General features: G+C 60.4%; 28 protein-coding genes and 1 pseudogene. 12 read left to right on the forward strand and 17 right to left on the reverse strand.

Features of this window, described 5'->3' with window-relative positions:
- The first annotated feature begins 30 nt into the window (after positions 1–30).
- Positions 31–495 (forward strand): TIGR02444 family protein, encoded by a 465-nt coding sequence (locus AC07ZE_RS28785; protein WP_207267701.1) that lies wholly within the window; start codon positions 31–33, stop codon positions 493–495.
- Here AC07ZE_RS28785 and AC07ZE_RS28790 read toward each other — a convergent pair.
- On the reverse strand, positions 492–1673 hold the full coding sequence (locus AC07ZE_RS28790; protein WP_207267702.1) for an AlgP family protein: 1182 nt from the start codon (positions 1671–1673) through the stop codon (positions 492–494). The two genes, AC07ZE_RS28785 and AC07ZE_RS28790, sit on opposite strands and share 4 nt — an antisense overlap.
- Positions 1674–1865: 192 nt before the next feature.
- On the opposite strand from AC07ZE_RS28790, the gene AC07ZE_RS28795 reads away from it, so the two are divergent.
- Positions 1866–2531 carry an FKBP-type peptidyl-prolyl cis-trans isomerase gene (locus AC07ZE_RS28795; protein WP_207267703.1) on the forward strand — a complete coding sequence of 222 codons (666 nt, stop codon included), beginning with the start codon at positions 1866–1868 and terminating at the stop codon, positions 2529–2531.
- A gap of 60 nt (positions 2532–2591) precedes the next feature.
- Here the strand turns inward: AC07ZE_RS28795 and rsd are convergent, their stop codons facing one another.
- The 8 genes and pseudogenes from rsd to AC07ZE_RS28835 all read right to left on the reverse strand — a co-directional run.
- Positions 2592–3050 (reverse strand): sigma D regulator, encoded by a 459-nt coding sequence (gene rsd / locus AC07ZE_RS28800; RefSeq protein ID WP_095196242.1) that lies wholly within the window; start codon positions 3048–3050, stop codon positions 2592–2594.
- Positions 3051–3227: 177 nt separating this feature from the next.
- Positions 3228–3779 (reverse strand): disulfide bond formation protein B, encoded by a 552-nt coding sequence (locus AC07ZE_RS28805; RefSeq protein ID WP_207267704.1) that lies wholly within the window; start codon positions 3777–3779, stop codon positions 3228–3230.
- A 291-nt stretch (positions 3780–4070) separates the two neighbouring features.
- The gene (locus AC07ZE_RS28810) at positions 4071–5309 is read right to left on the reverse strand and encodes a heme biosynthesis protein HemY (protein WP_207267705.1); all 1239 of its coding nucleotides are present in this window, start codon (positions 5307–5309) and stop codon (positions 4071–4073) included.
- Positions 5306–6466, reverse strand: coding sequence for a uroporphyrinogen-III C-methyltransferase (locus tag AC07ZE_RS28815; RefSeq protein WP_207267706.1), 1161 nt, complete (start codon positions 6464–6466; stop codon positions 5306–5308). The genes AC07ZE_RS28810 and AC07ZE_RS28815 overlap by 4 nt, the downstream gene beginning before the upstream one ends.
- Before the next feature lie 16 nt (positions 6467–6482).
- Positions 6483–7250 (reverse strand): uroporphyrinogen-III synthase, encoded by a 768-nt coding sequence (locus AC07ZE_RS28820; protein WP_207267707.1) that lies wholly within the window; start codon positions 7248–7250, stop codon positions 6483–6485.
- Positions 7247–8188 (reverse strand): hydroxymethylbilane synthase, encoded by a 942-nt coding sequence (hemC, locus tag AC07ZE_RS28825; RefSeq protein ID WP_207267708.1) that lies wholly within the window; start codon positions 8186–8188, stop codon positions 7247–7249. The genes AC07ZE_RS28820 and hemC overlap by 4 nt, the downstream gene beginning before the upstream one ends.
- Positions 8189–8326: 138 nt before the next feature.
- Positions 8327–9073 carry a LytR/AlgR family response regulator transcription factor gene (locus tag AC07ZE_RS28830; protein WP_207267709.1) on the reverse strand — a complete coding sequence of 249 codons (747 nt, stop codon included), beginning with the start codon at positions 9071–9073 and terminating at the stop codon, positions 8327–8329.
- Positions 9070–9186, reverse strand: a pseudogene (locus AC07ZE_RS28835) (sensor histidine kinase); the annotation flags it as partial. The pseudogene AC07ZE_RS28835 and the gene AC07ZE_RS28830, both read right to left, overlap by 4 nt.
- Positions 9187–9524: 338 nt before the next feature.
- Between AC07ZE_RS28835 and argH the strand changes: the two are divergent.
- The gene (gene argH, locus AC07ZE_RS28840; protein WP_207267710.1) at positions 9525–10919 is read left to right on the forward strand and encodes an argininosuccinate lyase; all 1395 of its coding nucleotides are present in this window, start codon (positions 9525–9527) and stop codon (positions 10917–10919) included.
- Between the two features lie 104 nt (positions 10920–11023).
- Here argH and AC07ZE_RS28845 read toward each other — a convergent pair whose 3' ends face one another.
- Positions 11024–11683, reverse strand: a complete 660-nt coding sequence (locus AC07ZE_RS28845) for a glutathione S-transferase family protein (RefSeq protein ID WP_207267711.1) — start codon at positions 11681–11683, stop codon at positions 11024–11026.
- A 124-nt stretch (positions 11684–11807) separates the two neighbouring features.
- Here AC07ZE_RS28845 and AC07ZE_RS28850 point away from each other — a divergent pair, with 124 nt between their 5' ends.
- From AC07ZE_RS28850 to AC07ZE_RS28860, 3 genes are all read left to right on the forward strand, one after another.
- Positions 11808–12104 carry a hypothetical protein gene (locus tag AC07ZE_RS28850; protein ID WP_207267712.1) on the forward strand — a complete coding sequence of 99 codons (297 nt, stop codon included), beginning with the start codon at positions 11808–11810 and terminating at the stop codon, positions 12102–12104.
- 242 nt (positions 12105–12346) lie between these two features.
- Positions 12347–12592: a TIGR02647 family protein gene (locus AC07ZE_RS28855; RefSeq protein WP_095196231.1), complete on the forward strand. Its 246-nt coding sequence runs from the start codon at positions 12347–12349 to the stop codon at positions 12590–12592.
- A 192-nt stretch (positions 12593–12784) separates the two neighbouring features.
- The gene (locus AC07ZE_RS28860; protein WP_207267713.1) at positions 12785–15631 is read left to right on the forward strand and encodes a class I adenylate cyclase; all 2847 of its coding nucleotides are present in this window, start codon (positions 12785–12787) and stop codon (positions 15629–15631) included.
- Positions 15632–15639: 8 nt separating this feature from the next.
- On the opposite strand, the gene rnk is transcribed toward AC07ZE_RS28860, so the two are convergent.
- The 3 genes from rnk to cyaY all read right to left on the reverse strand — a co-directional run bounded on the left by rnk (position 15640) and on the right by cyaY (position 16889).
- On the reverse strand, positions 15640–16050 hold the full coding sequence (rnk, locus tag AC07ZE_RS28865) for a nucleoside diphosphate kinase regulator (RefSeq protein ID WP_207267714.1): 411 nt from the start codon (positions 16048–16050) through the stop codon (positions 15640–15642).
- Positions 16051–16333: 283 nt separating this feature from the next.
- A complete protein-coding gene (locus AC07ZE_RS28870; protein ID WP_207267715.1) occupies positions 16334–16552 on the reverse strand; it encodes a DUF1289 domain-containing protein in 219 nt (72 codons plus the stop codon).
- Positions 16553–16556: 4 nt separating this feature from the next.
- Positions 16557–16889 (reverse strand): iron donor protein CyaY, encoded by a 333-nt coding sequence (cyaY, locus tag AC07ZE_RS28875; RefSeq protein ID WP_085716237.1) that lies wholly within the window; start codon positions 16887–16889, stop codon positions 16557–16559.
- Positions 16890–17184: 295 nt separating this feature from the next.
- Here cyaY and lptM point away from each other — a divergent pair, with 295 nt between their 5' ends.
- Genes lptM through AC07ZE_RS28905 form a run of 6 tightly spaced genes read left to right on the forward strand, consistent with a single transcriptional unit; the run spans position 17185 to position 21798 of the window.
- On the forward strand, positions 17185–17361 hold the full coding sequence (lptM, locus tag AC07ZE_RS28880) for an LPS translocon maturation chaperone LptM (RefSeq protein ID WP_095196226.1): 177 nt from the start codon (positions 17185–17187) through the stop codon (positions 17359–17361).
- Positions 17362–17370: 9 nt separating this feature from the next.
- The gene (gene lysA, locus AC07ZE_RS28885; RefSeq protein WP_095196225.1) at positions 17371–18618 is read left to right on the forward strand and encodes a diaminopimelate decarboxylase; all 1248 of its coding nucleotides are present in this window, start codon (positions 17371–17373) and stop codon (positions 18616–18618) included.
- 4 nt (positions 18619–18622) lie between these two features.
- A complete protein-coding gene (dapF, locus tag AC07ZE_RS28890; RefSeq protein WP_207267716.1) occupies positions 18623–19453 on the forward strand; it encodes a diaminopimelate epimerase in 831 nt (276 codons plus the stop codon).
- A 13-nt stretch (positions 19454–19466) separates the two neighbouring features.
- Positions 19467–20192, forward strand: a complete 726-nt coding sequence (locus AC07ZE_RS28895) for a DUF484 family protein (RefSeq protein ID WP_095196223.1) — start codon at positions 19467–19469, stop codon at positions 20190–20192.
- 2 nt (positions 20193–20194) lie between these two features.
- Positions 20195–21094, forward strand: a complete 900-nt coding sequence (xerC, locus tag AC07ZE_RS28900; RefSeq protein ID WP_207267717.1) for a tyrosine recombinase XerC — start codon at positions 20195–20197, stop codon at positions 21092–21094.
- Positions 21091–21798 (forward strand): HAD family hydrolase, encoded by a 708-nt coding sequence (locus AC07ZE_RS28905; protein WP_207267718.1) that lies wholly within the window; start codon positions 21091–21093, stop codon positions 21796–21798. The genes xerC and AC07ZE_RS28905 overlap by 4 nt, the downstream gene beginning before the upstream one ends.
- Before the next feature lie 186 nt (positions 21799–21984).
- On the opposite strand, the gene sutA is transcribed toward AC07ZE_RS28905, so the two are convergent.
- From sutA to glnK, 4 genes are all read right to left on the reverse strand, one after another.
- On the reverse strand, positions 21985–22308 hold the full coding sequence (sutA, locus tag AC07ZE_RS28910) for a dormancy-specific transcriptional regulator SutA (RefSeq protein ID WP_007980816.1): 324 nt from the start codon (positions 22306–22308) through the stop codon (positions 21985–21987).
- A 101-nt stretch (positions 22309–22409) separates the two neighbouring features.
- Positions 22410–22835 (reverse strand): secondary thiamine-phosphate synthase enzyme YjbQ, encoded by a 426-nt coding sequence (locus tag AC07ZE_RS28915; protein WP_008030499.1) that lies wholly within the window; start codon positions 22833–22835, stop codon positions 22410–22412.
- Positions 22836–23050: 215 nt separating this feature from the next.
- The gene (locus tag AC07ZE_RS28920) at positions 23051–24388 is read right to left on the reverse strand and encodes an ammonium transporter (RefSeq protein WP_207267719.1); all 1338 of its coding nucleotides are present in this window, start codon (positions 24386–24388) and stop codon (positions 23051–23053) included.
- A gap of 35 nt (positions 24389–24423) precedes the next feature.
- Complete coding sequence (glnK, locus tag AC07ZE_RS28925) at positions 24424–24762, reverse strand: P-II family nitrogen regulator (protein ID WP_002555808.1); 339 nt, start codon at positions 24760–24762, stop codon at positions 24424–24426.
- Positions 24763–24907: the final 145 nt, after the last annotated feature.

The following is a 24907-nucleotide window of genomic DNA, read 5'->3' on the forward strand; positions in this document are numbered from 1 at the left end:
GCTTCGCTCGCAACTGGCGCGAGTAGCACTATGTCCTCTGACCTGTGGAGCTTTTCCCTGGCCCTTTACGCCCGTCCGGGTGTCGAACAGGCGTGTCTGCACTTGCAATCGGCGGGTGTCAATGTGTGCCTGCTGTTGTGCGGGGCATGGCTGGATCAGCGGGGAGTCGCCTGCAATGATCAACGCTTGCTGCAACTTCGCAGCCTGATTAAGCCTTGGGACGCCGATGTCGTGAAGCCGTTACGCGCTTTACGCACGCAATGGAAATCCGCTGCAACAAGCGATGCCGAGCTGCACTCGCTGCGCGAACAAGTGAAAGCCTTGGAACTGGAAGCCGAACGGCATCTGTTGTTGCGATTGGAGCGAGCGGCACAGGATTGGCCGCAGCATGAAGTGAGCGATCAATCGGCCTGGCTGGAAGGTGTGGCAGTGAACGTCACCCCCTCGGTCCGCGACGCGCTGCATGAGCTGCGCGTCGCGGTGACCGGCACTTAGGAAGCGCTGGTTGGGGTGGTGGCGGAGTTCGACGGAGCGACTGGCGTTGGCGCAGAGGTGGCTGTCGAAGTGGTTGGTGTTGGTGCAGCCGCAGGAGCAGCCGAAGCAGATGGCGCTGGCGTCGCTGGCTTGGCAGCAGGCGCTGGGGTCGGCTTGGCGGCAGTGGCCGGTTTTTTCACAGCAGGTTTTGCAGCCGGTTTTGCGACTGGTTTTGCAGCCGGTTTTGCAGCGGCAGGTTTCGCGGCAGCAGGTTTTGCAGCAGTCGCTGGCTTGGCGGCTGGTTTCGCTGCGGCAGGTCTTGCGGCAGTGGCTGACTTGGCGGCCGCAGGTTTTGCAGCAGCCGTTTTCGCAGCCGGTTTAGCGGCTGTTTTTGCAGCTGGCTTGGCAACGGCTTTAGCCGCGACAGGTTTTGCGGCTGGCTTGGCTGCAGGTTTCGCAGCGGCGCTTTTCGCAGCGGGTTTTGCGGCTGGTTTTGCAGCGGCGCTTTTCGCAGCAGCAGTTCTTGCAGCTGGTTTTGCAGCAGCTGGTTTAGCAGCAGTTCTTGCAGCCGATTTTGCAGCAGCTGGTTTAGCAGCAGCTGGCTTGGCGGCCGGTTTGGCGGCGGCAGTTCTGGCAGCTGGTTTTGCAGCGCTGGCAGCAACCGGTTTTTTCGCCACAGGTTTTGCTGCGGCTTTCACCGGCGCTTTGACGACCGGTTTGGCGGCAGACTTGGCCGGAGCTTTTGCAGCAACCGGCTTGGTAGCGGCTTTCTTGGCAGGAGCCGCAGCAGGCTTGGCCGCACGCAGGGACAATGCCTTGCCGACAGCCTCTTGTACACGACCGACACCCTGGGCCAGTTTCAGGCTTTCTTGAGCGTCGCGCTTGAGCTGCAGGATGTAGGCGCGAGTGTCCGACTGACGCTCCTTGAGGGCATCAAGCAGGTCTTCGAGCTGCTTCACTCCGTCCTTGGCCTTGGCTTGTGCCTTGGCCTTTCCGGCAGCTGCAGCGTCCTGCAATTTGGTGCGGGATTTGTGCAATTTTTCCTGCGCTTTTCCGCGTTGCTTTTCCAGCTTGGCGAGCAGTTTTTCAGCATCAGCCAAGGCTTCGGAACAAGCGGTTTCCAGATGCTCGAGCAAACTGCCCGAGAGTTGTTGGAGTAAGTGCAACGGGGTATTTACAGGCTTCTTGGTGGCCGACATGGTTTACCTCCTGGCTGACGTGGGTGCGGCTCATACTAGACCTCTGCTGCTACCGCCGCTAGGGCATCTTGACAGTATCCAAAGCGTTGCGTTGCAACGGATCGAAAATGTTCGGCGCTTGAACAAAAGCAGTTCACCGTTGGACGCATTCTCACTGGCATAATCGCCCGCATCTCAGGTCGGAGAGTGCCTATGTCGCGCTACCTTTTTTTATCGCTGTGCGTGATTTTTTCCGCGGCCCAGGCTGCTGAAAAAACCCAGGAAAATGACGCTCACGATCTCGCTTACAGCCTGGGTGCGAGCCTCGGTGAACGCTTGCGTCAGGAGGTTCCCGACCTTCAACTCAAAGCGCTGGTCGAAGGTCTGCAGCAAGCTTATCAAGGCAAACCCCTGGCCCTGAAAGATGAGCAGATCGAACAGATCCTGACCGAGCACGAAGCCCGGATTGCCATGCAAACACCTGCACCGCAAAACGAACTCGCTCTGGAAAACGAGCAACGTTTTCTCGCCGGGGAAAAAGCCAAACCCGGTGTTCGTGAACTGGACGATGGGATCCTGCTGACAGAGTTGACACCGGGGACTGGCGCCAAGGCGGGACCAAACGGAAAGGTGCAGGTGCTTTATGTCGGACGCCTGCCCGACGGCACAGTATTCGACCAGAACAATCAGCCACAGTGGTTCAGTCTCGATAGCGTGATCAATGGTTGGCGCATCGCGCTGCAAAACATGCCGGTCGGTGCCAAATGGCGCCTGGTGATTCCATCGGCACAAGCCTATGGCGCCGACGGTGCCGGTGACCTGATCGCGCCATTCACGCCGCTGGTGTTTGAGGTCGAATTACGCGGCGTCACCAGCTGATCGCGCAAATGAAAAACGGCGCGCCTTGGCGCACCGTTTCGGGGTCTTGCGGTGAACGATTCAGGCCTGGACCGAATCGGTTTCCTTGTGAGCGGTGTGCAGCACTTCGATCAAGCAGTCTTCCAGTTCGAAGCGTTCGTGCAACAGGCCGCCAAGCTCCTTGAACTTCTCCGCGACACACTTTCCTTCATCGCATAGATCGTTGAACGCGAGGAGTTTCTCGGTGATGACGTCGATGCGAGGGTAGAGGGTCTCGGCGAGTTCCAGACCACGTTTGTCGTTGAAGGCCTTGGCCTCCCCCGTCAGCTGTTCATAGATTTCGAAGTGGCCGGCAGACACGTAATCGACCAGCACGCCGCAGAACTCCAGCAAAGGCTTGCGGTTATCGCCCAGAGCCTCAGGCTTTGCGCCGAGTGCGTCATAGGCCCCGATCAGTTCTCGACGCTCCTGCAACCAGCGATCGATCAGCAGATGTACTCCACCCCAACGTTCCTGAGCATTCTGACAACTTTCGAGCATGGCGTTCTCTCTTCCCTTGTGGGTCATGCTGCTCTACATCCGTCGTACTCCTGATGATCAAGAGTCGCCCAGGCAGAGCGTCATCGAGCAACATAAATCCAATGACACGTGCGGGCCAGATTATGCCCGCACGACGGTGGCTTCAAGGTACGCAGGCGATAAAGTTCATACAAGTGTTTAATCGCCCGCCAGGACCCCGGGCGACGAGTCGCCGCCGAGCGGTCTGCGCACGTTGATCCAGATAAGGTGCAACAGCTGATAAACACTCAGAATCGACATCGCAACGAAGAACAACAAACTCCACTCCGGGATGCTCAAGTCGAACAGCGTCCAGGAGATCTGCCCGCAATCGATGGTGCCTTGGAATATCTGCTGCACAACACAGACCCACGGCGTACTGGCGAACAGCTCAACCAGGTTGGGTGCACAGGTTGATAGCTGATGCACCGGATCGCTTTGCAAGAGCACTTGCCGCCACGCCGTGACCGTACCTGCCAGACTGCATAGCAGGCTGAGCAGCCAATAGAGAGAGGAACCGAGACGACCAGGCCCCTGCACGGCGGCCATCAGGCAGACACCTGTCAGCAGCGCCAGACAAATTCGCTGCAACAGGCATAAACCGCAAGGCTTGAGGCCGACCGAATACTCCAGATAGTAGGACACGCCCAGAACCAGGGCGCCCGCAACGAAAACCGTGAAGAACAAGGAGCGTGTGCAGGCCAAAGACATGGCTTTTCCATAGCAATAAGGACCGACGGCTACGGTAGAGGAAAGCGCGCCGGCGTTACAAGACGGGCTGACAAGGACAGTTCAACAGGGGTGTAGGGAATTCCCGACAGCATCTGGAGGATCAGGCGTAGTCCTTTGTAGGATTCTGCTGAAGAAGCAATCAGACGTAAAAAAATCCAACGTTGAAGTGCATCCGTTGTGGCATGAGGGCCGCTTTGCAGCCCAGCGGGACTGTGCGGCGCTTCGACAAGCGCCCTCGCCACAAGGTCATCGGTTGAAGCTCGGACTTAATCAAGCGCGAACGGGTACCGGCAACGGCGCTGCCAGCAAGCGCTCATCGAGCAATCCCAACCCTTCCTGGAACAGCTGATTGCTACGCTCGGTGTCACCCATCTGCGCCAGCAGCCGCGCCAGTTCGGCACAGGCTTCCGGATTGCGCTGCACGCGCAGACTGCTTTCCAGATAGTCCCGGGCCTTGCCCCACAGACTGCTTTGCAGGCACAGGCGCCCCAGCGTCAGCAGCAAGCTCGGGTCGGCGGGATGATCCTTGAGCCAGCTTTCGGCAAGCTGCAACTGGCGAGCCGGATCACTGCCACGAACCAGCCCGTAGAGACGCGCCAGGTGACTGTCATAGCTGCGCTTTAGCGCGGTGCGCAAGACTTCCTCGGCCTCGACCTGCGCCCCCAGTTGCCGTAGCTGCTCGGCATAGGCCAGCACCAATGGCGGCTCCTGCCGCTGAGCCGCAGTCAGCTGCTGCCAGGCACGGTTGAGCGACTGCAAACCGACGGTCCCGTCCGCTTCCTGATGTGCCGCCAGGGAAAGATTCTTGCCCCAGGCACGGCGTTCCAGCTCGGCCAGTTCCGCCGGCGGCAGGACTTTGTCCTTGCGCAGTTCCGGCAACAGGCGAATCACTGCCGACCAGTCGCCCCGTTGCTGGTGCAGGCGCTGCAACTGGCGCAGGGTCTGTGCGTTATGAGGGTGGCGCTCGTGCATGGCTTGCAGAGTCGTCAGGGCACCTTCGGTATCGCCTCGGTCGGTCTGCAATTGCGCGTGGTTCAGGGCGATTGCCAACTCGGCCTGCGGCTGACGCTCCAGCGCACGTTCCAGCAGGCTGTCACTCTCTTCGTAATGCCCTTGTTCGTTCGCTGCACGGGCAGCGCCGAGGTAATAAAGCAGCGGCTGACGCTCGGCTTCCGCAGCACGATGCAGATGACGTTGGGCACTGGCCCAGCGACCCTCGGCCAAGTCCAGCTGACCATGTTCGATCGCCACCTGTACCCGGCGACTGCGGTTGCGCCGTGACCACGGATTGACCACACCGCCGGACGTCGTCACCAACTCGATCAACGCCTTGATGCCCCAGAACACTAGCCAGAGTACGGCGACCAGCGCCAGTGTCGCCCACAGGCTCGACTCGAAGCGAAAGCTTTTATAGGCAATCAACACGTAACCGGAATGCTCGGCAATCGCCAACCCCAGCGCCGCCGCGGCGGCAATGGCCAGAAACACGATCACATACAGGCGCTTCATGGCGTGGCCTCCTGTGCGGCGTTCGCAGCAGGCTTGGCCAGCGGTTTGATCGAGTCTTCGGCGTTGACATTGCGCCGCTCCAGATACCCTTGAACCGCGCTCAGCGTACCGGTCAGATCCGGAGTTACCACCGTGACAGGCTGCTTGCTCAGCTCGGCCACCTGTTCAAGCATCACTTTGCTCTGCGGGTTGTCCGGGTTGAAGTTGCCCTTGAGCACGTCCCGTGCCTCGTCCAGCGCCTGGCTGTAAACCGCCGCCTGGCCATTGAGCGCAGCCCATTGCGCCTGCTCCAGTGCCAGACTCAGTGCCAGACGCACTTGGCTCAGGCTCTGCCCGGCGAGCAACGGACGGACATTTTTATCGGCGTTGAAATCGATACGGATGTAGCGCGAGATCTGATCCCACCATTGCGCCCAGCGGCTGGCGCCGTCGCCGTCGGCGGTCAGGCCCAGCAGGGATTCGCCACGGTCCTTGTACTCGGGGGCCAGCTCGGTGAGACCGACCACCTGATCGCGCAGCGCACCCAGGCGCAGGAACAGCCCGGTGCGATCCGGCTGTTCGGTGCTGCGCAAGGCCACCAGGGTTTTCGCCACCTGTTCGCGAGCGGCGAAGGCACCGGGGTCATTTTGTTCGCGGAGAATTTCGTCGGCACCCTGGACCAGGGCCTGGGCACTGCTGATGTCCTGCAACGCAGACAGGCGCAGGCTGGCCAGACGCAGTAAGTGCTCGGCTTCAGCCAGGCGCCAGTCCTTGCGGCTGGCCCCGAGGACGGTTTCCAGACGCTGATTGAGTCGCTGCTGATCGCCCTGCAGTTGAACCACCAGACGACTGCGCTCTTCCAGTACATCGGCGCCGGGCAATTGTTCCAGGCGCGCGCTAAGGCGCTGCTCATTGAGTTTCAGGCTTTGCGCCTCGTCGCTCAACGCTTGCACCTGTCTCAAGTGCTGCTGATTGGTCGCTTGCAGATGACGCACCTGCCAGGCACCCCAACCACCTACCGCGACACCGGCAGCACCCAGCAGCAGCGCGACGATTGCCAGCCCATTGCCTCGGCGCTGTACCGCATCACGTGGCGGCGGCACTTCATCAACAGGAGCATCGGCTGGTGCATCGAGCACTGGCCGGACGTCATCTTTAGGCAAGGCTGTTTCGCTCACGTATCCATCCTTTGCATTAGAGAACGGGCACGGGATGCTCCCGTAGCGCCGTTAGCAAAGCCGCGGCGCTGGCGCCACGGCAATCCACAACTGTCAGGGCCCCGGCGGCACGTGCCAGCTCGGCGACCCTGGGGCTTGGTACAAACAACGGCATCCGCGCCAACTGCGGCCAGGCATCGCCAGCCAATTGATGCAGGTGCTCAAAACCCTGTCCACTGCTGACCACCAGCGCATTCAGGCGTTCCGCTTCGATCAGTTCCGACAGCGCTGCCGGCGGGTATGGCGGCAGCTCGCGGCGGTACAACTCCAGATACTCGACACTAGCACCTCGCTCTCGCAAGCGCTCAGCCAGCCACTCGCGACCACCCTCCCCGCGCAGGATCAGCACACGCGGATCAGGCCGCGCGACAGCCTCGCGCAAATTCGCCAGCTCAAGCAAGGCTTCGCTGTCATCGCCTTCCTCCGGGAAGCTCACGTCCAAGCCGCGATCCTGAAGAATCTGCGCCGTCGCCGCGCCGACGCTGAACCACTTCACGCGCGGTGTTTGCGAGCAATACCGGTCGAGCAGTTCGATGCCGATCCGTGCGGCGGGCTTGCTGACCACGATCAAGGCACAATAGCGATCCAGGCCTCGGATCACGTCACGCATTGTGTCAGAGGCGGGGATCGGCACGATGTCCAAAAGCGGCAAGCTGCTACTGAAAATCCCCTGTTCGGCCAAGAGACCACTCAGCACCGCCGACTCATCCGCCGGACGCGTCAGTAGCAGGCGCCAGCCTGTCACTCGTGACCCGCCTCGCCATAGACCGCTTTCAGAATGTCAGCGGCACCTTGGCTCAACAGGTCTTCGGCCACGCGCACACCCAGGGCTTCGGCATCGCCACGCGGCGCACGTGCCTGGGCGCTGAGCAACAGACCGCCACTTGGATCACCCACCAGGCCACGCAACCAGACCTGCTCGCCCTCAAGCACGGCGTAGCAGGCGATCGGCACTTGGCAGCCGCCATTCAAGTGTTTGTTAAGGGCACGTTCGGCGGTCACACGGGTGGCGGTGTCCTGGTGATGCAGTGGTGCCAGCAACGCGTGGATTTCACTGTCAGCACTGCGGCACTCGATCCCCACCGCGCCCTGGCCACCGGCCGGCAGACTGTCGTCGACACTGATGGCCGAGGTGATGCGATCCTCAAATCCCAGCCGGATCAAACCGGCGGACGCGAGGATAATAGCGTCGTATTCGCCGGCATCGAGCTTGGCCAGGCGCGTATTGACGTTGCCGCGCAGGAAACGAATTTCCAGGTCCGGACGACGAGTCAGCAACTGGGCCTGACGGCGCAGGCTAGAGGTACCGACGATGCTGCCGGGCGGCAACGCCTCAAGGCTGGCATAGGTATTGGAGACGAATGCATCACGCGGGTCTTCGCGCTCGCAGATACAGAACAGGCCCAGGCCTTGCGGGAAGTCCATCGGCACGTCTTTCATGGAGTGCACGGCGATATCGGCTTCGTTTTCCAGCAGCGCGGTTTCCAGTTCTTTGACGAACAGGCCCTTGCCGCCGATTTTCGACAACGGCGAGTCGAGCAGCTTGTCGCCACGACTGACCATCGGGACCAGCGTCACGAGCAGGCCCGGATGAGCCTCTTCCAGACGGGCTTTGACGTATTCGGCCTGCCACAGGGCGAGAGCACTTTTGCGGGTGGCGATGCGGATCTGGCGAGAGGACATGGATCAATCCGTACTGAATAGATACGGCAGATAATAACAGCTCAGCCAAATCCACTTTGACTTGTATCAGAAACTACTCGGCCTCCCTGGCCCCGGATCTCCGGCAATCGGGTGTGAAATCCGCCTGTGATCAGCGAATCAAAGCTGTTGCATCATTTTCCGTACGCCGGCCACATGGCGCCTACTGACAATCAATGCATCGCCGTTCAGGCCTTTGAGGAACAGCTGGAAATGCCCCAGAGGCGTTCGTTGCAAGCGCTCGATGCGCTCGCGCGCGACCAATGCATTGCGGTGGATGCGCACGAAACGGTCACCAAATTCGTCTTCGAGGGCCTTGAGCGGTTCATCAAGCAACACTTCGCCGGCTTCGTGGCGCAAGGTCACGTATTTGTGATCGGCGATAAAATAGACCACCTGATCCAGCGGAATCAGCTCGATCCCCTTTCGGGTGCGGGCGCTGATATGGCTGCGAGGGCCACTGCCACTTTCGGCGGCCGGACGGGTCAGGGCCGAGAGTTGGACGCGATTGGGGCGTTCGGCTTTTTTTAATGCGTCATGTAAATGTTCAGTTCTCACCGGTTTCACCAGATAACCTACGGCGCTGGCCTGTAAGGCTTCCACGGCAAATTCATCGGAACCTGTGCAGAACACCACGGCGGGTGGGGTTTCGCGCTCGCACAATCGCGCGGCCACTTGCAGGCCGTCGAGGCCTGGCATGCGAATATCGAGCAGAACGATATCCGGCTTGTGGCTGTCGATCAGTGCCAGTGCTTCTTCGCCGTTCGTGGCGCTTGGCTCCAGGACACTGTATCCCTCGAGATCACCAACCATTCGGCTCAGGCGCTCGCGGGCAAGGGGGTCGTCATCAACGATCAGGACATTCATATTGCGCTGGATTCCTGCGTGAGTCTCGCACAAGGATAGCGTAGACAGGTGAAGTGACGTCCGTCACCGCGATCCACGCTAAGACTAGCGCGAGCGTCAAAAAGTGCCGCTGGTCCGACGGCTAAATTTTCATCTGCCGGGCGATTGGCGGCCCAGGCCCGCATTGGCGACACATCGCCACAGGGTTTGCTGATACGCAATATGAACACCCCTCTTCTTATAGTCAGCGTGTGCACCGAGAAGTGCGCTGATCCTACTGTCCAACTGTAGACGGTTGCCGGGACGTTATTGCTCAATTGAAAAATATTGTGCAATTCCCTCAAGACTTGCCCAGCGCATGGCTTACAGCCTGAAAAAACCAGTCGACCAGTGTCAGCGACAGGCTTGGCAACCCTGTTATTATCCGCGGCAGCTTTAACGCCATCTTTCTTCAGCCGATACGAGCGAATTCATGAGCACTGACAAGACCAATCAGTCCTGGGGCGGCCGCTTCAGTGAACCCGTCGACGCCTTCGTCGCCCGCTTCACCGCCTCCGTCACCTTCGACCAGCGCCTGTATCGCCACGACATCATGGGCTCGATCGCCCACGCCACCATGCTGGCCAAGGTCGGCGTGCTGACCGATGCCGAGCGCGACAGCATCACCGATGGCCTGAAGACCATCCAGGGTGAAATCGAGGCTGGCCAGTTCGACTGGCGCGTCGACCTCGAAGACGTGCACATGAACATCGAGGCGCGCCTGACCGACCGCATCGGCGTAACCGGTAAAAAGCTACACACCGGCCGCAGCCGCAACGACCAGGTCGCCACCGACATCCGCCTGTGGCTGCGCGACGAGATCGACCTGATCCTGGGCGAAATCACCCGTCTGCAAAAAGGCTTGCTGGAGCAGGCCGAGCGTGAAGCCGCCAGCATCATGCCTGGCTTCACCCACCTGCAAACCGCGCAGCCGGTGACCTTCGGGCACCACATGCTGGCCTGGTTCGAAATGCTCAGCCGCGACTATGAACGCCTGGTCGACTGCCGCAAGCGCACCAACCGCATGCCACTGGGCAGCGCCGCATTGGCCGGCACCACCTACCCGATCGACCGCGAATACACCGCCCAACTGCTGGGCTTCGACGCGGTCGGCGGCAACTCTCTGGACAACGTGTCCGATCGCGACTTCGCCATCGAATTCTGCTCGGCTGCGAGCATCGCGATGATGCACCTGTCGCGCTTCTCCGAGGAACTGGTGCTTTGGACCAGTGCGCAGTTCCAGTTCATCGATCTGCCGGACCGCTTCTGCACCGGCAGCTCGATCATGCCGCAAAAGAAAAACCCGGACGTTCCGGAGCTGGTGCGCGGCAAGACCGGTCGTGTGTTCGGTGCGCTGATGGGCCTGCTGACCCTGATGAAAGGCCAGCCGCTGGCCTACAACAAGGACAACCAGGAAGACAAGGAACCGCTGTTCGACGCCGCCGATACCCTGCGCGACTCGTTGCGGGCCTTTGCCGACATGATCCCGGCGATCAAGCCCAAGCACGCCATGATGCGCGAAGCGGCGCTGCGCGGTTTCTCCACCGCCACCGACCTGGCCGACTACCTGGTGCGTCGCGGCCTGCCATTCCGTGACTGCCACGAAATCGTCGGCCATGCCGTGAAGTACGGTGTGGAAACCGGCAAGGACCTGGCGGAAATGAGCCTGGAAGAACTGCGCAAGTTCAGCGACCAGATCGATCAGGACGTGTTCGCCGTGCTGACACTGGAAGGTTCGGTCAATGCCCGCAACCACATCGGCGGTACGGCTCCAGTACAAGTGAAGGCTGCTGTAGCACGCGGCCAGGCTTTACTCGCAAGCCGCTAAAAGCTTCGCGAGCAGGCTCGCTCCCACAGGGTTAGATGTGTAGACACAATCCAATGTGGGAGCAAGCCGGCTCGCGAAGACTGACTTCAAAATGCTGTAAGACTCTACTTCTTGGACGCGACCATCGCCATGAACGCTGGCATCGCCGCTTCCCGATCCGCCGCAATCCGTTGGACATTTGCGTTGTCCCCCAGACGATCCAGCAATTCCCTGGCTGCGGGCAGCTCCGCCAACAGATCGATATCAAACAGCTTCTTCGCCACCCCACAGGCCAGCGGCACGCTATACAGAAAGTACAGATCCGCCACGCTCAGACTGTCGCCCGCCACGTAAGGGCTGAACTTGCCGTGCCGACCCAGGGATGCAATCCCCAGCAGCAGCTCGGCTTTGGTTTTTTCCTTGATCGCATCCGGTAGCGTCATGCCGAAAAACGCTTCGGAATAACAGGCGCGAGCCGGCAGTTCGATATACAGCTCGATCTCCTTGGCCAGCGCCAACACCTGCGCCCGCTCAAAGGGATCACCCGGCAGCAGTGGTGTGCCTTTCTGGCTTTGCTCGAGGTACTCGAGGATCACGCTGGTTTCATTGATGAAACCTTGCTCGACGCCCAGCACCGGTACTTTGCCACGGGGGCTGATCGCCAGCGCCTCGGGAGTCTGGCCGGCATAAAACGGCACTTCTTCGAATGGCAGTCCTTTTTCCAGTAACGCCAGCTTGACCATGTTGTAGTAGTTGCTGACAGAAAATCCATAAAGCTTGAGCATCACAAAGCCTCCAGGCCATGCAGGGGTTGGCAGTGCCTGTTATAGAACCTCGGGGGCATTCTCGCCAGCAGCATCACAGCCCTGAATGCAGGTAAACTGGCCACCTTTCCTAGAGGAGCCTGCCATGAGCGAGCCAACCCCCGGCACCAGCCAAGACGACATCGACGAAGAAGAGTTCGCCGAGAACACGCTGATCGAAGCCATCGAAAACCAGATCGAAAGCGAAAACCCGCCAGCGGCGAAGGCGACGTTCAACAAGCTGACGCTGGTGGGTTATGAGCGCGAGGAAATCCTCAACTTGATGGCCCACGTATTAGCGGTAGAAATCGACGCGATCCTCGAAGAAGACCGCGCGTTCAACACCGAATGGTACGAAGCTGCGCTGCGTGCACTGCCAGAGTTGCCGCCGGAAAAGAACTAACCCCCGCCCTTCTGCAGGAGCGAACTCGCTCGCGAAAAACCCGAAAGCGTCACTGTGCAGCTGGTTTTACGCGTAATCGTTCAAGACCATCGCGAGCAGAGCTCGCTCCTACAGAAAACCACCCCGACTCCGGGGAATGCATCCCGTGGCGAAAAAAGGCTGTCGCGAGCACTGGACATGCCGCACCGGCGGGTTCACCTTAGGGGCGCTGTCGTCCAATTCCTAGAAAGTCTGGAGTCCTTATGTCGCTTACCCCTGAGTTGGTTGCCGAACTGGAAATCCTCGCACTCTTCAACCTGGACAGTTCCCAGGAAGGCCTGAAAATTCATCAGACCGCTGCCCCGAAAGCCATTGCCGCCGCCCAACGCCTGTACGAAAAAGAACTGATTGACCAGCCCGATGGTGGTTATCTGACCAGCCTGGGACGTGATGCCGCGCAAAGTGTGCAAACCGTGCTCACTATTTTGAAAGCCGAAGAAACAGCCTGAATTCCACCGCATCGCCCACGGAAACCCCTGCTGCGGGATTTCCGCGGGCAACCTCTGCAGCCCGGCGTCGCCTTGCGGTATAAATCTGACGCCAGAAAAACAAAATCAGCTTAAATGTCCCAGGACTGAGGCGCTAAACTGCCTTCACCCGAGAGCCCCACGTCCGAGCCCTGCGAGCCGGTTTGAGCTGACATGACCCGCAACCATGAAATCCGCCCCGATCTGGACGAGGGAATTGACCGCAAGGTTCTCAGCCAGCTGCGCGCACGTTTTCTAAAACTCAACGAAGGCCGCATGGCGCGCGCCCTGGAGGGTTTGTCGACCCGCCAGCAAGGGGTGCTCAACCTTCTGCCGTTGTTTTTCCACGTCAATCATCCGCTGTTGCCGGGGTATGTTTCAGGCAGCACACCGGCCGGGCTGTCGAATTTCGAACCCGACGCCAACGTCCTTGCCGAAGCCCAACGCCTGACCCGCTCGTTTTCCTATAAACCACGCCACGGCAGCAACCCGCCACGACCGATTCACGGACTGTTCCTGATGGGCAGCCTCGGCACCCTCGCCCAGGCCGACCAGAGCGACATGGATGTGTGGGTGTGCCACAGCTCGGATTTGAGCGAGAACGAACTCGGCGAACTGCGCAAGAAATGTCAGTTGCTTGAGGCGTGGGCTGCCAGCCAGGGCGCCGAGGCGCACTTCTTCCTGATCGACCCGGCGCGTTTCGTGCGGGGCGAACGCGATAACCAGCTCAGCTCCGAAAACTGCGGTACCACCCAGCATTATCTGCTGCTCGATGAGTTCTATCGCACCGCGATCTGGCTGGCCGGACGTACGCCGATCTGGTGGCTGGTACCGGTCTATGAAGAAGCGAGTTACGACCGCTACATCCACACGTTGCTGTCAAAGCGCTTTATCCGCGCCGACGAAACCCTCGACCTGGGACCGCTGGCGTTCATTCCGCCCGGCGAGTTCATCGGCGCCGGTCTTTGGCAACTGTTCAAGGGCATCGAGTCGCCTTACAAATCGGTCCTCAAGTTGCTGCTGACCGAGGTGTACGCCAGCGAACACCCGAGGGTCCAGTGCCTGAGCCTGCGCTTCAAGCAAGCCGTGTTTGCCAACCGGCTTGACCTCGATGAACTGGACCCTTACGTGGTGGTTTACCGGCGCATTGAGGAATACCTCATCGCCCGCAACGAGCCCGAACGCCTGGAGCTGGTGCGGCGCGCGCTGTATCTGAAGGTCAATCGCAAGCTCACCGGCAGCAGCAGCCGTACCCAGGGCTGGCAACGCACACTACTCGAGCGTCTGGCCCACGAATGGCGATGGGACCAACGCCAGTTGGCCCTGCTCGACAGCCGGAGCCAGTGGAAAGTCCGTCAGGTCAGCTCCGAGCGCCGAGCCCTGGTCAACGAGCTGAATTACAGTTATCGCTTCCTGACCCAGTTCGCCCGCAACGAACAAACCGTCAGCCTGATCAACAAGCGCGACCTCAGCGTACTGGGTCGACGACTCTACGCGGCCTTCGAGCGCAAGGCGGACAAGGTCGAGTTCATCAACCCGGGCATCGCCCCGGATCTGGCCGAAGACACCCTGACGCTGGTGCACGCAGTAAACAAGAAAGAACCGGGGCAATCTCAGTGGGGCCTGTACAACGGCAGCCTGACCGCTCTTGAGTGGGAGCATTTCGCCCCGATCAAGCGCAGCCGCCAATTGCTCGAACTGCTCACCTGGTGCCACCGCAACGGTGTGATCGACAGCAGCACCCGCCTGGCCTTGCACCCCGGCGGTAGCGACCTGAGCGAATTCGAGCTGTTCAACCTGCTCGGCAGCCTGCAACAGACCATTGCCCTGCCTCTGCCGACCGTCGCTGAAGAGCCCTTGCTGCGGGCCAGCGTGCCCGGCGAAGTGCTGATTCTGGTGAACGTCGGTGTCGATCCGCTCAAGCATCACCGCGATCTGAACATCCTGATGACCACCGAGCGCACCGACTCCCTGAGTTACGCAGGGGTTCGGGAAAACCTGGTGCTGACCCTGGACCAGGTCACGCTCAACAGCTGGAACGAAGTATTGGTCAGCCGCTTCGACGGCCCTCACGCCCTGCTCGATTGCCTGCGCGACTACCTCAACAACTTGCCGGAAGGCCGGCGGCAACCCCGATTGCGCGTGCGCTGCTTCTGCCACAACCGTGCGCAGTTCATCGCCCAGCGCGTCGAGGACATCCTCGACACGGCGCAGAACCTGCTGCTTAGCAAACTCAATCATCGTTACTTGATTCAGGTCCAGCAGCATTACCACGTACTTGAGCTGGTGCCCGGCCAGGTCAGGCACGTCGCCCTCGCCACGCTGTCGGCGCTCTACGATTACCTGAGCGAGGACCTGACCCGCTACAGCCCGCTGCACCTGGACTCGATGGCACTCGAAGACCACGACCTCGCGCTGCTCCTGCCCATGGGCCAGCCGGATTGCATTCAGGTGTTCTACCGCATCAACGAAGACCAGACCGATTTGTACGTGCTGGATGAATTCAATGCCTTGTGGCAGCAACGCTTGCCATGGCACGACGAGCAAAGCCTGCTGGTGCCGCTGCAACGATTCCTGCTGTCGATCCAGTACCGGCGCGAGGCCTTGCTGCCGATGGACGCCACTCAACCCCGGAGCCTTGAGAGCCTGTATTACCAGATCCTGCCATCAAGTACAGGCCGAGCGCGCCGGATCGAAGCCCGTCCGGCACCGCAAACACCCGTCAACAAACCGTTCTATGACGTACAGGCGATCGTCGGCAAAGCCGCGCCGGGCAAGGCGTACGTCACCTTGTACTGTAATCAGCGGGAGTTTTCAGAGCTGGAGCATGGCGACCAACTGTTCAGTGTGGTCGCCCGGGAGATCGTCGAGCAGCGCCGCGAGACCGAGCGCTACCGCTGTTACATCACCGATCTGGACCTGTCGGGCCTGCTCGGTGATGGTCATGGCTCAAGCAATCTGTATCTGCGTTACAAGGCCGATCTGGAGCGCGCATTGAACGAGGCGCTCGGGCAGGTCTGATCGGGTCGTTACTCCGGAAAGTCGCCACCGTTGGCCGGCTGCGACTCGACTTCCAGCAAGGTCAGTTTCAGGGTCTTGCCGCCCGGTGCCGGCCAATCAATGTGCTGTCCGACCTTCAGACCGAGCAGCGCACTGCCCACTGGCGCCAGAATGGAAATCTTGCCTTCGTCGGCATTGGCATCCTTGGGGTAAACCAGGGTCAGGTGATAGTCCTTGCCGCTGATCTCTTCACGGCAGTGAACGCGGGAATTCATGGTCACGACATCGGCGGGCACTTCATCGTGGCCGACCACCGTGTCGGCCCGATCCAGCTCGGTTTGCAGCGCAATAACGCCCGGCAGGGTTTCATCCAGGCTGTCGATCAGACGCTCCAGACGCTGGACGTCCAGACGGGTAAGGGTGATGGAAGGTGCGGTCATGATCAGGGCAGACTCCTTTCTTCTGCACGAAAAAAGCAAAACCCCGCCAGAAAAAGGCGGGGTTTTCACGAGCCTCGATGGGTTGAGGCTTATCTGGACACTATCACAGCTCAAAAAATATACAAGCCGAGGGCAGGCACGGTGCCGACAGGAGGGCGTTATGAAGTGGCGTATAGAAATCACTGTGGGAGCGAGCCTGCTCGCGAACAGGGTGTATCAGTCGACAACTGCTTGACTGACAAACCGTATTCGCGAGCAGGCTCGCTTGCACACAGAGATAGCGTCAGACGCAGGATTTGCGCTGAAGCGCCTGCGCGCAAATCACCCGTCGCCGTTCATCATCCGCCGAGCGCCACTCACGGATATCTTCGACATGGCGGAAACAACCGAGACAGACTTTCTGTTCGTCCAACCGACACACACCGCTGCACGGCGATGGCACCGCCGGGCTGACATTGCTGTACAGCGGCTTGGGCGGACGAGCGAGCGCAGGCTGGGTCACGGTCTCACAGACCTTCGAAATCGAATTCGACACCGGCCTGCTGCTTGACGATGCGCTCAAGCATTTCGCCCAACTGCTCTTCACTCTTGTCGCACATCCAGCGTTCGCTCTCTTCGTCGTAATCGAAGTGGAAGCCGCCGGACACCGCCGCCAGCCACAACTGCCGCAACGGCTCCTGACGGCTGAAGATCAACTGAGTGCCGTTTTCGAACTTGACGGTCAGCACACCGGCCGAACTCTCCAGATCGATATCCAGGTCGCTGTCATCAAAGATGTCCTCCAGGGTTTGCTGGGTGGCATCGACCAGATCGTGGAAACGGGCTTCGGACAAACTCATTACGGCAACCTCAAAAAGTGTCTGATCAGGCTCAAGCGCCGCAAGATACGGGCGCTGCTTGCCGAATGCAAAGGATTACGATTTGTGGGAGCGAGCCTGCTCGCGAAGAGGCTGGCACATCCAACAGCATAGTTGGTTGGCCCACCGCTTTCGCGAGCAGGCTCGTTCCCACAGGGATTGCATGATACCGACAGGCATCTTGCAAGGCCCGCCGGACGGGAGCCGCATCGCATAGGCAAGCTGCCGGGTGGCCGGTATACTCCGGCGCAATTAATGCATTTTCAAGGATTTCGCCATGAAGCGCCTGATCTCTTCCCTTGCTGCGCTCGTCGCGGTTGCTTGCCTGGTGTCGGCCTGTGGTCAAAAAGGCCCGCTGTATCTGCCCGATCCCGACCAGGACCCTGCAGAGCAGGCCCAGTCCTCGCAAAAGCAGCCTGCTTCCAAGGCGCACAAGCACGACGTCTACCAATAAGGGAACCTCATGGACGCTTTTAACTACCGTGACGGTGAACTGTTCGCGGAAGGTGTTGCCCTGTCTGCCATCGCCGATCGCTTTGGTACACCGACCTATGTTTATTCCCGTGCCCACATCGAAGCCCAATACCTGGCTTACGCCGATGCGCTGGCCGGCATGCCGCACCTGGTCTGCTTCGCGGTCAAGGCCAACTCCAACCTGGGTGTACTGAATGTTTTGGCGCGTCTGGGCGCCGGTTTCGACATCGTTTCCCGTGGCGAACTGGAGCGCGTACTGGCCGCTGGTGGCAGCGCCGACAAGATCGTGTTCTCCGGCGTCGGCAAGACCCGTGACGACATGCGCCGCGCCCTGGAAGTCGGCGTACACTGCTTTAACGTCGAATCCACCGATGAGCTCGAACGCCTGCAAGTGGTTGCTGCAGAGCTTGGCGTCCGTGCGCCGATCTCGTTGCGCGTGAACCCGGACGTCGATGCCGGCACTCACCCGTACATTTCCACCGGTCTCAAAGAGAACAAGTTCGGCATCGCCATCGCCGACGCCGAAGACGTGTACGTGCGTGCCGCACAGCTGCCGAACCTGGAAGTGGTCGGTGTCGATTGCCATATCGGCTCGCAACTGACCACCCTGCCGCCGTTCATCGACGCCCTCGACCGCTTGCTGGGCCTGGTCGACCGCCTCGGCGATTGTGGCATCTACCTGCGTCACATCGACCTCGGTGGCGGTCTGGGCGTACGTTATCGCGATGAAGAGCCGCCATTGGCCGGTGACTACATCAAAGCCGTGCGCGAGCGTCTCGACGGTCGCGATCTGGCGCTGGTGTTCGAGCCGGGCCGCTTCATCGTGGCCAACGCGGGCGTGCTGCTGACGCAGGTCGAGTACCTCAAGCACACCGAGCACAAAGACTTCGCCATCGTCGATGCGGCCATGAACGACCTGATCCGCCCGGCGTTGTATCAGGCCTGGATGGACGTCACCGCCGTGCGCCCGCGCAGCACCCCTGCCCGCGCCTACGACATCGTCGGCCCGATCTGCGAAACCGGCGACTTCCTGGCCAAAGAGCGTGAACTGGCCCTGGAAGAAGGCGATCTGCTGGCTGTGCATTCAGCCGGCGCCTACGGGTTTGTCATGAGTTCCAACTACAACACCCGCGGTCGCGCCGCCGAAGTGTTGGTGGACGGTGATCAGGCATTTGAAGTGCGTCGCCGTGAGACGGTAGCCGAGTTGTTTGCTGGCGAAAGCCTGCTGCCGGAGTAAAACCATGCTGCTGCGTTTCACCAAGATGCACGGCCTGGGCAATGACTTCATGGTCCTCGACCTGGTCAGCCAGCACGCGCACATTCTGCCCAAGCACGCCAAGTTGTGGGGCGATCGGCATACCGGTATCGGTTTCGACCAGCTGCTGATCGTCGAAGCGCCAAGCAACCCGGACGTGGATTTCCGCTATCGGATCTTCAACTCCGATGGCTCCGAAGTGGAACAGTGCGGTAACGGTGCACGCTGCTTCGCCCGTTTTGTGCTCGACAAGCGCCTGACCGCAAAGCGGCAGATCCGTGTCGAAACCAAAAGTGGCATCATCGAACTGGATGTTCGCAACGACGGGCAGATTAGCGTCAACATGGGCGCCCCGCGCCTGGTGCCGGCGGATATACCATTCCAGGCGCCGGAGCAGGCCCTGAGCTATCAGCTCGACGTCGATGGCACACCGGTCGAGTTGGCTGCGGTGTCCATGGGCAATCCCCATGCCGTACTGCGTGTCAGCGACATCAACAACGCACCGGTGCATGAACTGGGGCCGAAAATCGAACATCACCCGCGCTTTCCAGCACGGGTCAATGTCGGCTTTCTCCAGGTCATCGACCGGGGCCGCGCGCAATTGCGCGTCTGGGAACGCGGAGCCGGGGAAACCCAGGCCTGCGGTACCGGCGCCTGCGCCGCCGCAGTGGCCGCGATCAGCCAGGGGTGGATGGATTCGCCGCTATTGATCGACCTGCCTGGCGGGCGCCTGTCCATTGAATGGGCAGGCCCTGGCCAACCGGTCATGATGACCGGCCCGGCAGTGCGCGTATACGAAGGACAAGTGCGTCTTTGAGTGAGCCGAAGCCATGACCGATAAGCCTCAGGTACCCGCCCGACAGCCCGACGAATCAGCGTCCGAAAGCCTGGAGGCGGCGGCGATTGCCGCGTACCTGGAGGCTCATCCGGATTTCTTCGTCGAGCACGAAGAACTGCTGCCGGCCTTGCGTATTCCCCACCGACGCGGCGATACCGTGTCTCTGGTCGAACGGCAGATGACCATTCTGCGTGACCGCAATATCGAGTTGCGCCACCGCCTTTCGCACTTGATGGACGTGGCCCGTGACAACGACCGCCTCTTCGACAAGACCCGCCGCCTGATTCTCGCGCTGATGGACGCCAGCACCCTGGAAGACGTGGTGATGTGTGTCGAAGACAGCCTGCGCCAGGACTTCCAGGTGCCCTTCGTCAGTCTCATCCTGCTCGGCGACAATGCCATGCCGGTCGGCCGCTGGGTCACCCACGCCGAAGCACAAGTGGCCATTGGCGGCTTGTTGCAGGAAGACAAGAGCGTCAGCGGCAGCTTGCGCGAGCACGAACTGGACTTCCTGTTCGGAGAAGAACAGCGCAAGCAGATCGGCTCCACCGCCGTCGTCGCCATCACCCACCAGGGCATCCACGGCATCCTGGCCATCGCCAGCCGTGATCCGCAGCACTACAAAAGCTCGGTTGGCACGCTTTTCCTGAGCTACATCGCCGAAGTCATGGGCCGCGTGCTGCCACGGATCAACAGCTCCCTGCGCTCGGTACGCTGATCATGGAACGGCAACTGGACGCTTACTGCGAACACCTGCGCAGTGAGCGGCAGGTGTCGCCGCACACGCTGTCGGCCTATCGCCGTGACCTCGACAAGGTGCTGGGCTGGTGCGTCAAGCAGAACATCGGCAGCTGGGCCGCCCTGGACATCCAGCGCCTGCGCAGCCTGATTGCCCGCCTGCATGCCCAAGGCCAATCCTCCCGCAGCCTGGCGCGGCTGCTGTCGGCGGTGCGCGGGCTCTATCATTATCTGAACCGCGAAGGTCTTTGCGACCACGATCCGGCCAACGGCCTGGCACCGCCCAAGGGTGAACGCCGTCTGCCCAAAACCCTCGACACCGACCGCGCTCTGCAACTGCTTGAAGGTGGGGTCGAAGATGACTTTCTGGCGCGCCGGGATCAGGCAATTCTTGAACTCTTCTACTCCTCCGGGTTGCGGCTGTCGGAGCTGACCGGGCTGAATCTCGATCAGCTTGATTTGGCCGATGGCATGGTCCAGGTGCTCGGTAAAGGCAGCAAGACCCGACTGTTGCCGGTGGGCAAGCAGGCCCGCCAGGCGCTGGAACTGTGGCTGCCCTTGCGGGCACTGGCCAACCCGGCGGACGATGCTGTGTTCGTCAGCCAGCAAGGGCGACGCCTGGGGCCGCGGGCCATTCAGCTGCGGGTTAAAGCGGCGGGTGAGCGCGAACTGGGGCAAAACCTGCACCCGCACATGTTGCGGCACTCTTTTGCCAGCCATTTGCTGGAGTCCTCCCAAGACCTGCGGGCGGTGCAGGAACTGCTCGGGCACTCAGATATCAAGACCACGCAGATTTATACCCATTTGGACTTCCAGCACCTGGCCACCGTTTACGACAGCGCCCATCCACGGGCCAAACGCATTAAAGGCGATGATTCATGACGATCCAACTGATCACCTTCGACCTCGATGACACCCTGTGGGACACCGCCCCGGTGATCGTCAGTGCCGAAGCCGTATTGCGTGAATGGCTGACCGCACATGCGCCCAACCTGGGCGCCGTTCCGGTGGAGCATCTGTGGAGTATTCGCGAACGCATCCTGAGCAACGAACCGAGCCTCAAGCACCGTATCAGCGCTCTGCGCCGGCGTGTGTTGTTCCACGCACTGGAAGAAGCCGGTTACACCCACGCCGAAGCGTCGGACCTGGCCGACCAGAGTTTCGAAGTGTTCCTGCATGCCCGGCATCAGCTGGAAATCTTCCCGGAGGTGCAACCGACCCTGGAGGTGCTGGCCAACCACTACGCCCTCGGCGTGGTCACCAATGGCAATGCCGATGTACGTCGGCTTGGGCTGGCGGACTACTTCAAGTTTGCGTTGTGCGCCGAAGACATCGGCATCGCCAAACCCGATGCGCGACTGTTCCATGAGGCATTGCAACGCGGCGGTGCAACCCCTGAGACTGCAGTGCATATCGGTGATCATCCGGGTGACGATATTGCCGGCGCCCAACAAGCGGGGCTGCGGGCGATCTGGTTCAACCCCTCGGGCAAAACCTGGGAAACCGAGCGCTTGCCGGATGCCGAGATCCGCAGCCTGACCGAACTGCCGGCGTTGTTGGCGTTGTGGAATGCATCGTCAACCTGACCCAATACCTGTGGGAGCGAGCCTGCTCGCGAAAGCGGAGTGTCAATCGAAACAGATGTAACTGGCCTGACGCCTTCGCGAGCGGGCTCGCTCCCACAGGGGGTGTGCCCAGTTAGAGAATTTTGTTTCAGGCATGAAAAAGCCCGCAGCGACGGCGGGCTTTTTCAGCAAGCGCGCGAAGCAGGCTCAGATAGGCCGGCTGCCGTACTTGTTGTCAGGCTTCTTGGGCGGATCGGCGACCACGTTGGCCTCCACTTCCTGCACCTTGCCGCCACGAGCCAGGAACTCTTCCATGGCCTTGGCCAGGGCGTCACGTTCCTTGTTCTTGGCTTCGACACTCGGCAGCTCATCGACCGATACCGCTGCCTTGGCCTTGCCTTTGGCGGTCGGAACGGGGGCATCACCACCGTCGTCTTCAGCGACGTCTTCGGCCGCTGCTTCCAGACCTTCTTCGGTTTCGTCGTCGTCGCCTACTTCGAGGTCGTCGTTTTCCAGATCATCGTCGCTCATGTTCTACCTCATGACTTGCGAAAAGCAGATTAGTTATAGCCCAGCTTTGCCCTCTGTCGAAGGTTGCCGGAAAAATTCAATAACCGCTGGTGACCAGCGGTTCATGCCTCTTCACCGTGCACGGTGGCGAGGACTTTACGAGCACCGCCAAAATCACGGTGCTCGCCCAGGTAAACGCCTTGCCAGGTCCCTAACGCCAGTCTGCCCGCCGAAATCGGCAAACTGAGCTGACAGCCAAGCACGCTGGCCTTGAAGTGCGCCGGGAGGTCGTCCAGGCCTTCGTCGTTATGCTCATAGCCGTCTGTTCCTTGTGGGATCAGACGATTGAAAAATCGTTCGAAGTCGCGACGTACCGCCGGATCGGCGTTCTCGTTGATGGTCAACGACGCCGAGGTATGCTGCAGCCACAAATGCAACAGACCAACCCGGCATGCCTTGAGTTCAGGCAGGCCGGCGAGTAACTCGTCCGTTACCAGATGAAAGCCCCGGGGCCTCGCCCGCAGGGTTATCAGAGTCTGTTGCCACATACAGTTCTCCGCACGTTCGGGGCGCATTCTAGCGTGCTCTGGGAAAAAACAAAGGCCCTAATAATCCTTCAATCGTGTAAGCCTTCGACGGCACAAAAACACGCGTCGTAAACGTTCACAAAGCTGTAAGAAAAAACCTTTCAGCCGCCCTTTCAATGATAAATCGCGGACAAAAAAATGCCCGGCAAGCCGGGCAAATTTTTTCATGCGCGTGCTTACAAGTTGTAGCCGCGTTCGTTGTGAAGTGCCAGATCGATGCCGACCGACTCTTCTTCTTCAGTGATGCGCAGGCCCATGACAGCATCCAGGACCTTGAGGATGATGTAAGTGATGATCGCGGTGTAGATCACCGTGAAGCCCACGCCTTTGCATTGAATCCAGACTTGTGCGGCGATGTCGGTCACGGTGCCGAAGCCACCCAGGGACGGAGCGGCGAATACACCGGTCAGGATCGCGCCGAGAATACCGCCGATACCATGCACACCGAAGGCGTCCAGGGAGTCGTCATAACCCATTTTGCGTTTCAGGGTGGTGGCGCAGAAGAAGCACACCACGCCTGCGGCCAGGCCGATCACCAGGGCGCCCATCGGGCCTACAGTGCCAGCGGCTGGAGTGATGGCGACCAGGCCGGCAACCACACCCGAGGCGATGCCCAGTGCGCTTGGTTTACCGTGAGTGATCCACTCGGCGAACATCCAGCCCAGGGCCGCTGCGGCGGTTGCAATCTGGGTGACCAGCATCGCCATGCCGGCAGTGCCGTTGGCGGCCGCGGCGGAGCCGGCGTTGAAGCCGAACCAGCCGATCCACAGCATGGCGGCGCCCATCAGGGTGTAACCGAGGTTGTGTGGAGCCATCGGGGTGGTCGGGAAACCTTTACGCTTGCCCAGTACCAGGCAGGCGATCAGACCGGCCACACCGGCATTGATGTGCACCACGGTGCCGCCAGCGAAGTCCAGCACGCCCCAGTCCCACATCAGGCCGCCGTTGCCGGACCAGACCATGTGCGCAATCGGCGCATAAACCAGGGTGAACCAGATGCCCATGAACACCAGCATCGCGGAGAATTTCATGCGCTCGGCGAAAGCACCGACGATCAGCGCCGGGGTGATGATGGCAAAGGTCATCTGGAAGGTGATGAACACCGCTTCAGGGAACAGCGCCGCCGGGCCGGTCAGGCTCGATGGCGTGACACCGGCCAGGAATGCCTTGCCCATGCCACCGAAGAAGGAATTGAAGTTGACGACGCCCTGCTCCATGCCGGTGGTGTCGAACGCGATGCTGTAGCCATAAATAACCCACAGGACGCTGATCAGACCGGTAATGGCGAAGCACTGCATCATCACGGAAAGAATGTTTTTCGACCGAACCATGCCGCCGTAGAACAGCGCGAGGCCGGGAATGGTCATGAACAGCACGAGAGCTGTCGAGGTCAACATCCAGGCGGTATCGCCGGAGTTGAGGACTGGGGCCGCCACTTCGTCTGCCGCCATGGCCAGGCCGGGCATTACGAGGGACAACAGGGCTCCTAGCCCTGCGATTTTACGCAGAGTCATATTGTTTTCTCCTGGGGCGTTGGGTTTGTGGCGGCTTAGATTGCGTCGGTATCGGTTTCGCCGGTACGGATGCGAATCGCCTGTTCCAGATTGACCACGAAGATCTTGCCGTCACCGATCTTGCCGGTGTTGGCGGCCTTGGTTATCGCCTCGATAACCCGGTCGAGATCCTTGTCGTCAATGGCGACATCAATCTTCACCTTTGGCAGGAAATCGACCACGTACTCCGCGCCGCGATACAGCTCGGTGTGACCCTTCTGCCGACCGAAGCCTTTGACTTCAGTGACGGTAATGCCCTGCACGCCGATCTCGGACAACGACTCGCGCACGTCGTCCAACTTGAACGGCTTGATGATGGCAGTGACTAGCTTCATGAAAACTCTCTCCCGAATTGGTGGACTTGCCCCAGGAAAACAAACCCGTCTCAAGTCTAAGCGCAGTGCCTGGCTTTGTAACGCATCGTCGGCCTTACCCGCCCGTCCGACGCCAGCTAACCGCTCCTTGCCAAACGCTCCCCGC

This window comes from Pseudomonas sp. GW101-3H06, assembly GCF_059424605.1.

Excerpts from the sequence above, each read along its gene's own strand:
- cyaY (WP_085716237.1), bottom strand. The coding sequence starts at position 16,889 with ATGAGTTTGTCCGAAGCCCGTTTCCACGATCTGGTCGATGCCACCCAG.
- AC07ZE_RS28850 (WP_207267712.1), top strand. The coding sequence starts at position 11,808 with ATGAGCGAGCCAACCCCCGGCACCAGCCAAGACGACATCGACGAAGAA.
- AC07ZE_RS28810 (WP_207267705.1), bottom strand. The coding sequence starts at position 5,309 with ATGAAGCGCCTGTATGTGATCGTGTTTCTGGCCATTGCCGCCGCGGCG.
- xerC (WP_207267717.1), top strand. The coding sequence starts at position 20,195 with ATGGAACGGCAACTGGACGCTTACTGCGAACACCTGCGCAGTGAGCGG.
- AC07ZE_RS28785 (WP_207267701.1), top strand. The coding sequence starts at position 31 with ATGTCCTCTGACCTGTGGAGCTTTTCCCTGGCCCTTTACGCCCGTCCG.
- argH (WP_207267710.1), top strand. The coding sequence starts at position 9,525 with ATGAGCACTGACAAGACCAATCAGTCCTGGGGCGGCCGCTTCAGTGAA.
- AC07ZE_RS28895 (WP_095196223.1), top strand. The coding sequence starts at position 19,467 with ATGACCGATAAGCCTCAGGTACCCGCCCGACAGCCCGACGAATCAGCG.
- AC07ZE_RS28855 (WP_095196231.1), top strand. The coding sequence starts at position 12,347 with ATGTCGCTTACCCCTGAGTTGGTTGCCGAACTGGAAATCCTCGCACTC.
- glnK (WP_002555808.1), bottom strand. The coding sequence starts at position 24,762 with ATGAAGCTAGTCACTGCCATCATCAAGCCGTTCAAGTTGGACGACGTG.
- sutA (WP_007980816.1), bottom strand. The coding sequence starts at position 22,308 with ATGAGCGACGATGATCTGGAAAACGACGACCTCGAAGTAGGCGACGAC.
- AC07ZE_RS28830 (WP_207267709.1), bottom strand. The coding sequence starts at position 9,073 with ATGAATGTCCTGATCGTTGATGACGACCCCCTTGCCCGCGAGCGCCTG.
- rnk (WP_207267714.1), bottom strand. The coding sequence starts at position 16,050 with ATGACCGCACCTTCCATCACCCTTACCCGTCTGGACGTCCAGCGTCTG.
- hemC (WP_207267708.1), bottom strand. The coding sequence starts at position 8,188 with ATGTCCTCTCGCCAGATCCGCATCGCCACCCGCAAAAGTGCTCTCGCC.
- AC07ZE_RS28790 (WP_207267702.1), bottom strand. The coding sequence starts at position 1,673 with ATGTCGGCCACCAAGAAGCCTGTAAATACCCCGTTGCACTTACTCCAA.
- AC07ZE_RS28805 (WP_207267704.1), bottom strand. The coding sequence starts at position 3,779 with ATGTCTTTGGCCTGCACACGCTCCTTGTTCTTCACGGTTTTCGTTGCG.
- rsd (WP_095196242.1), bottom strand. The coding sequence starts at position 3,050 with ATGCTCGAAAGTTGTCAGAATGCTCAGGAACGTTGGGGTGGAGTACAT.
- lysA (WP_095196225.1), top strand. The coding sequence starts at position 17,371 with ATGGACGCTTTTAACTACCGTGACGGTGAACTGTTCGCGGAAGGTGTT.
- dapF (WP_207267716.1), top strand. The coding sequence starts at position 18,623 with ATGCTGCTGCGTTTCACCAAGATGCACGGCCTGGGCAATGACTTCATG.
- AC07ZE_RS28795 (WP_207267703.1), top strand. The coding sequence starts at position 1,866 with ATGTCGCGCTACCTTTTTTTATCGCTGTGCGTGATTTTTTCCGCGGCC.
- AC07ZE_RS28845 (WP_207267711.1), bottom strand. The coding sequence starts at position 11,683 with ATGCTCAAGCTTTATGGATTTTCTGTCAGCAACTACTACAACATGGTC.
- AC07ZE_RS28860 (WP_207267713.1), top strand. The coding sequence starts at position 12,785 with ATGACCCGCAACCATGAAATCCGCCCCGATCTGGACGAGGGAATTGAC.
- AC07ZE_RS28915 (WP_008030499.1), bottom strand. The coding sequence starts at position 22,835 with ATGTGGCAACAGACTCTGATAACCCTGCGGGCGAGGCCCCGGGGCTTT.
- AC07ZE_RS28905 (WP_207267718.1), top strand. The coding sequence starts at position 21,091 with ATGACGATCCAACTGATCACCTTCGACCTCGATGACACCCTGTGGGAC.
- AC07ZE_RS28920 (WP_207267719.1), bottom strand. The coding sequence starts at position 24,388 with ATGACTCTGCGTAAAATCGCAGGGCTAGGAGCCCTGTTGTCCCTCGTA.
- lptM (WP_095196226.1), top strand. The coding sequence starts at position 17,185 with ATGAAGCGCCTGATCTCTTCCCTTGCTGCGCTCGTCGCGGTTGCTTGC.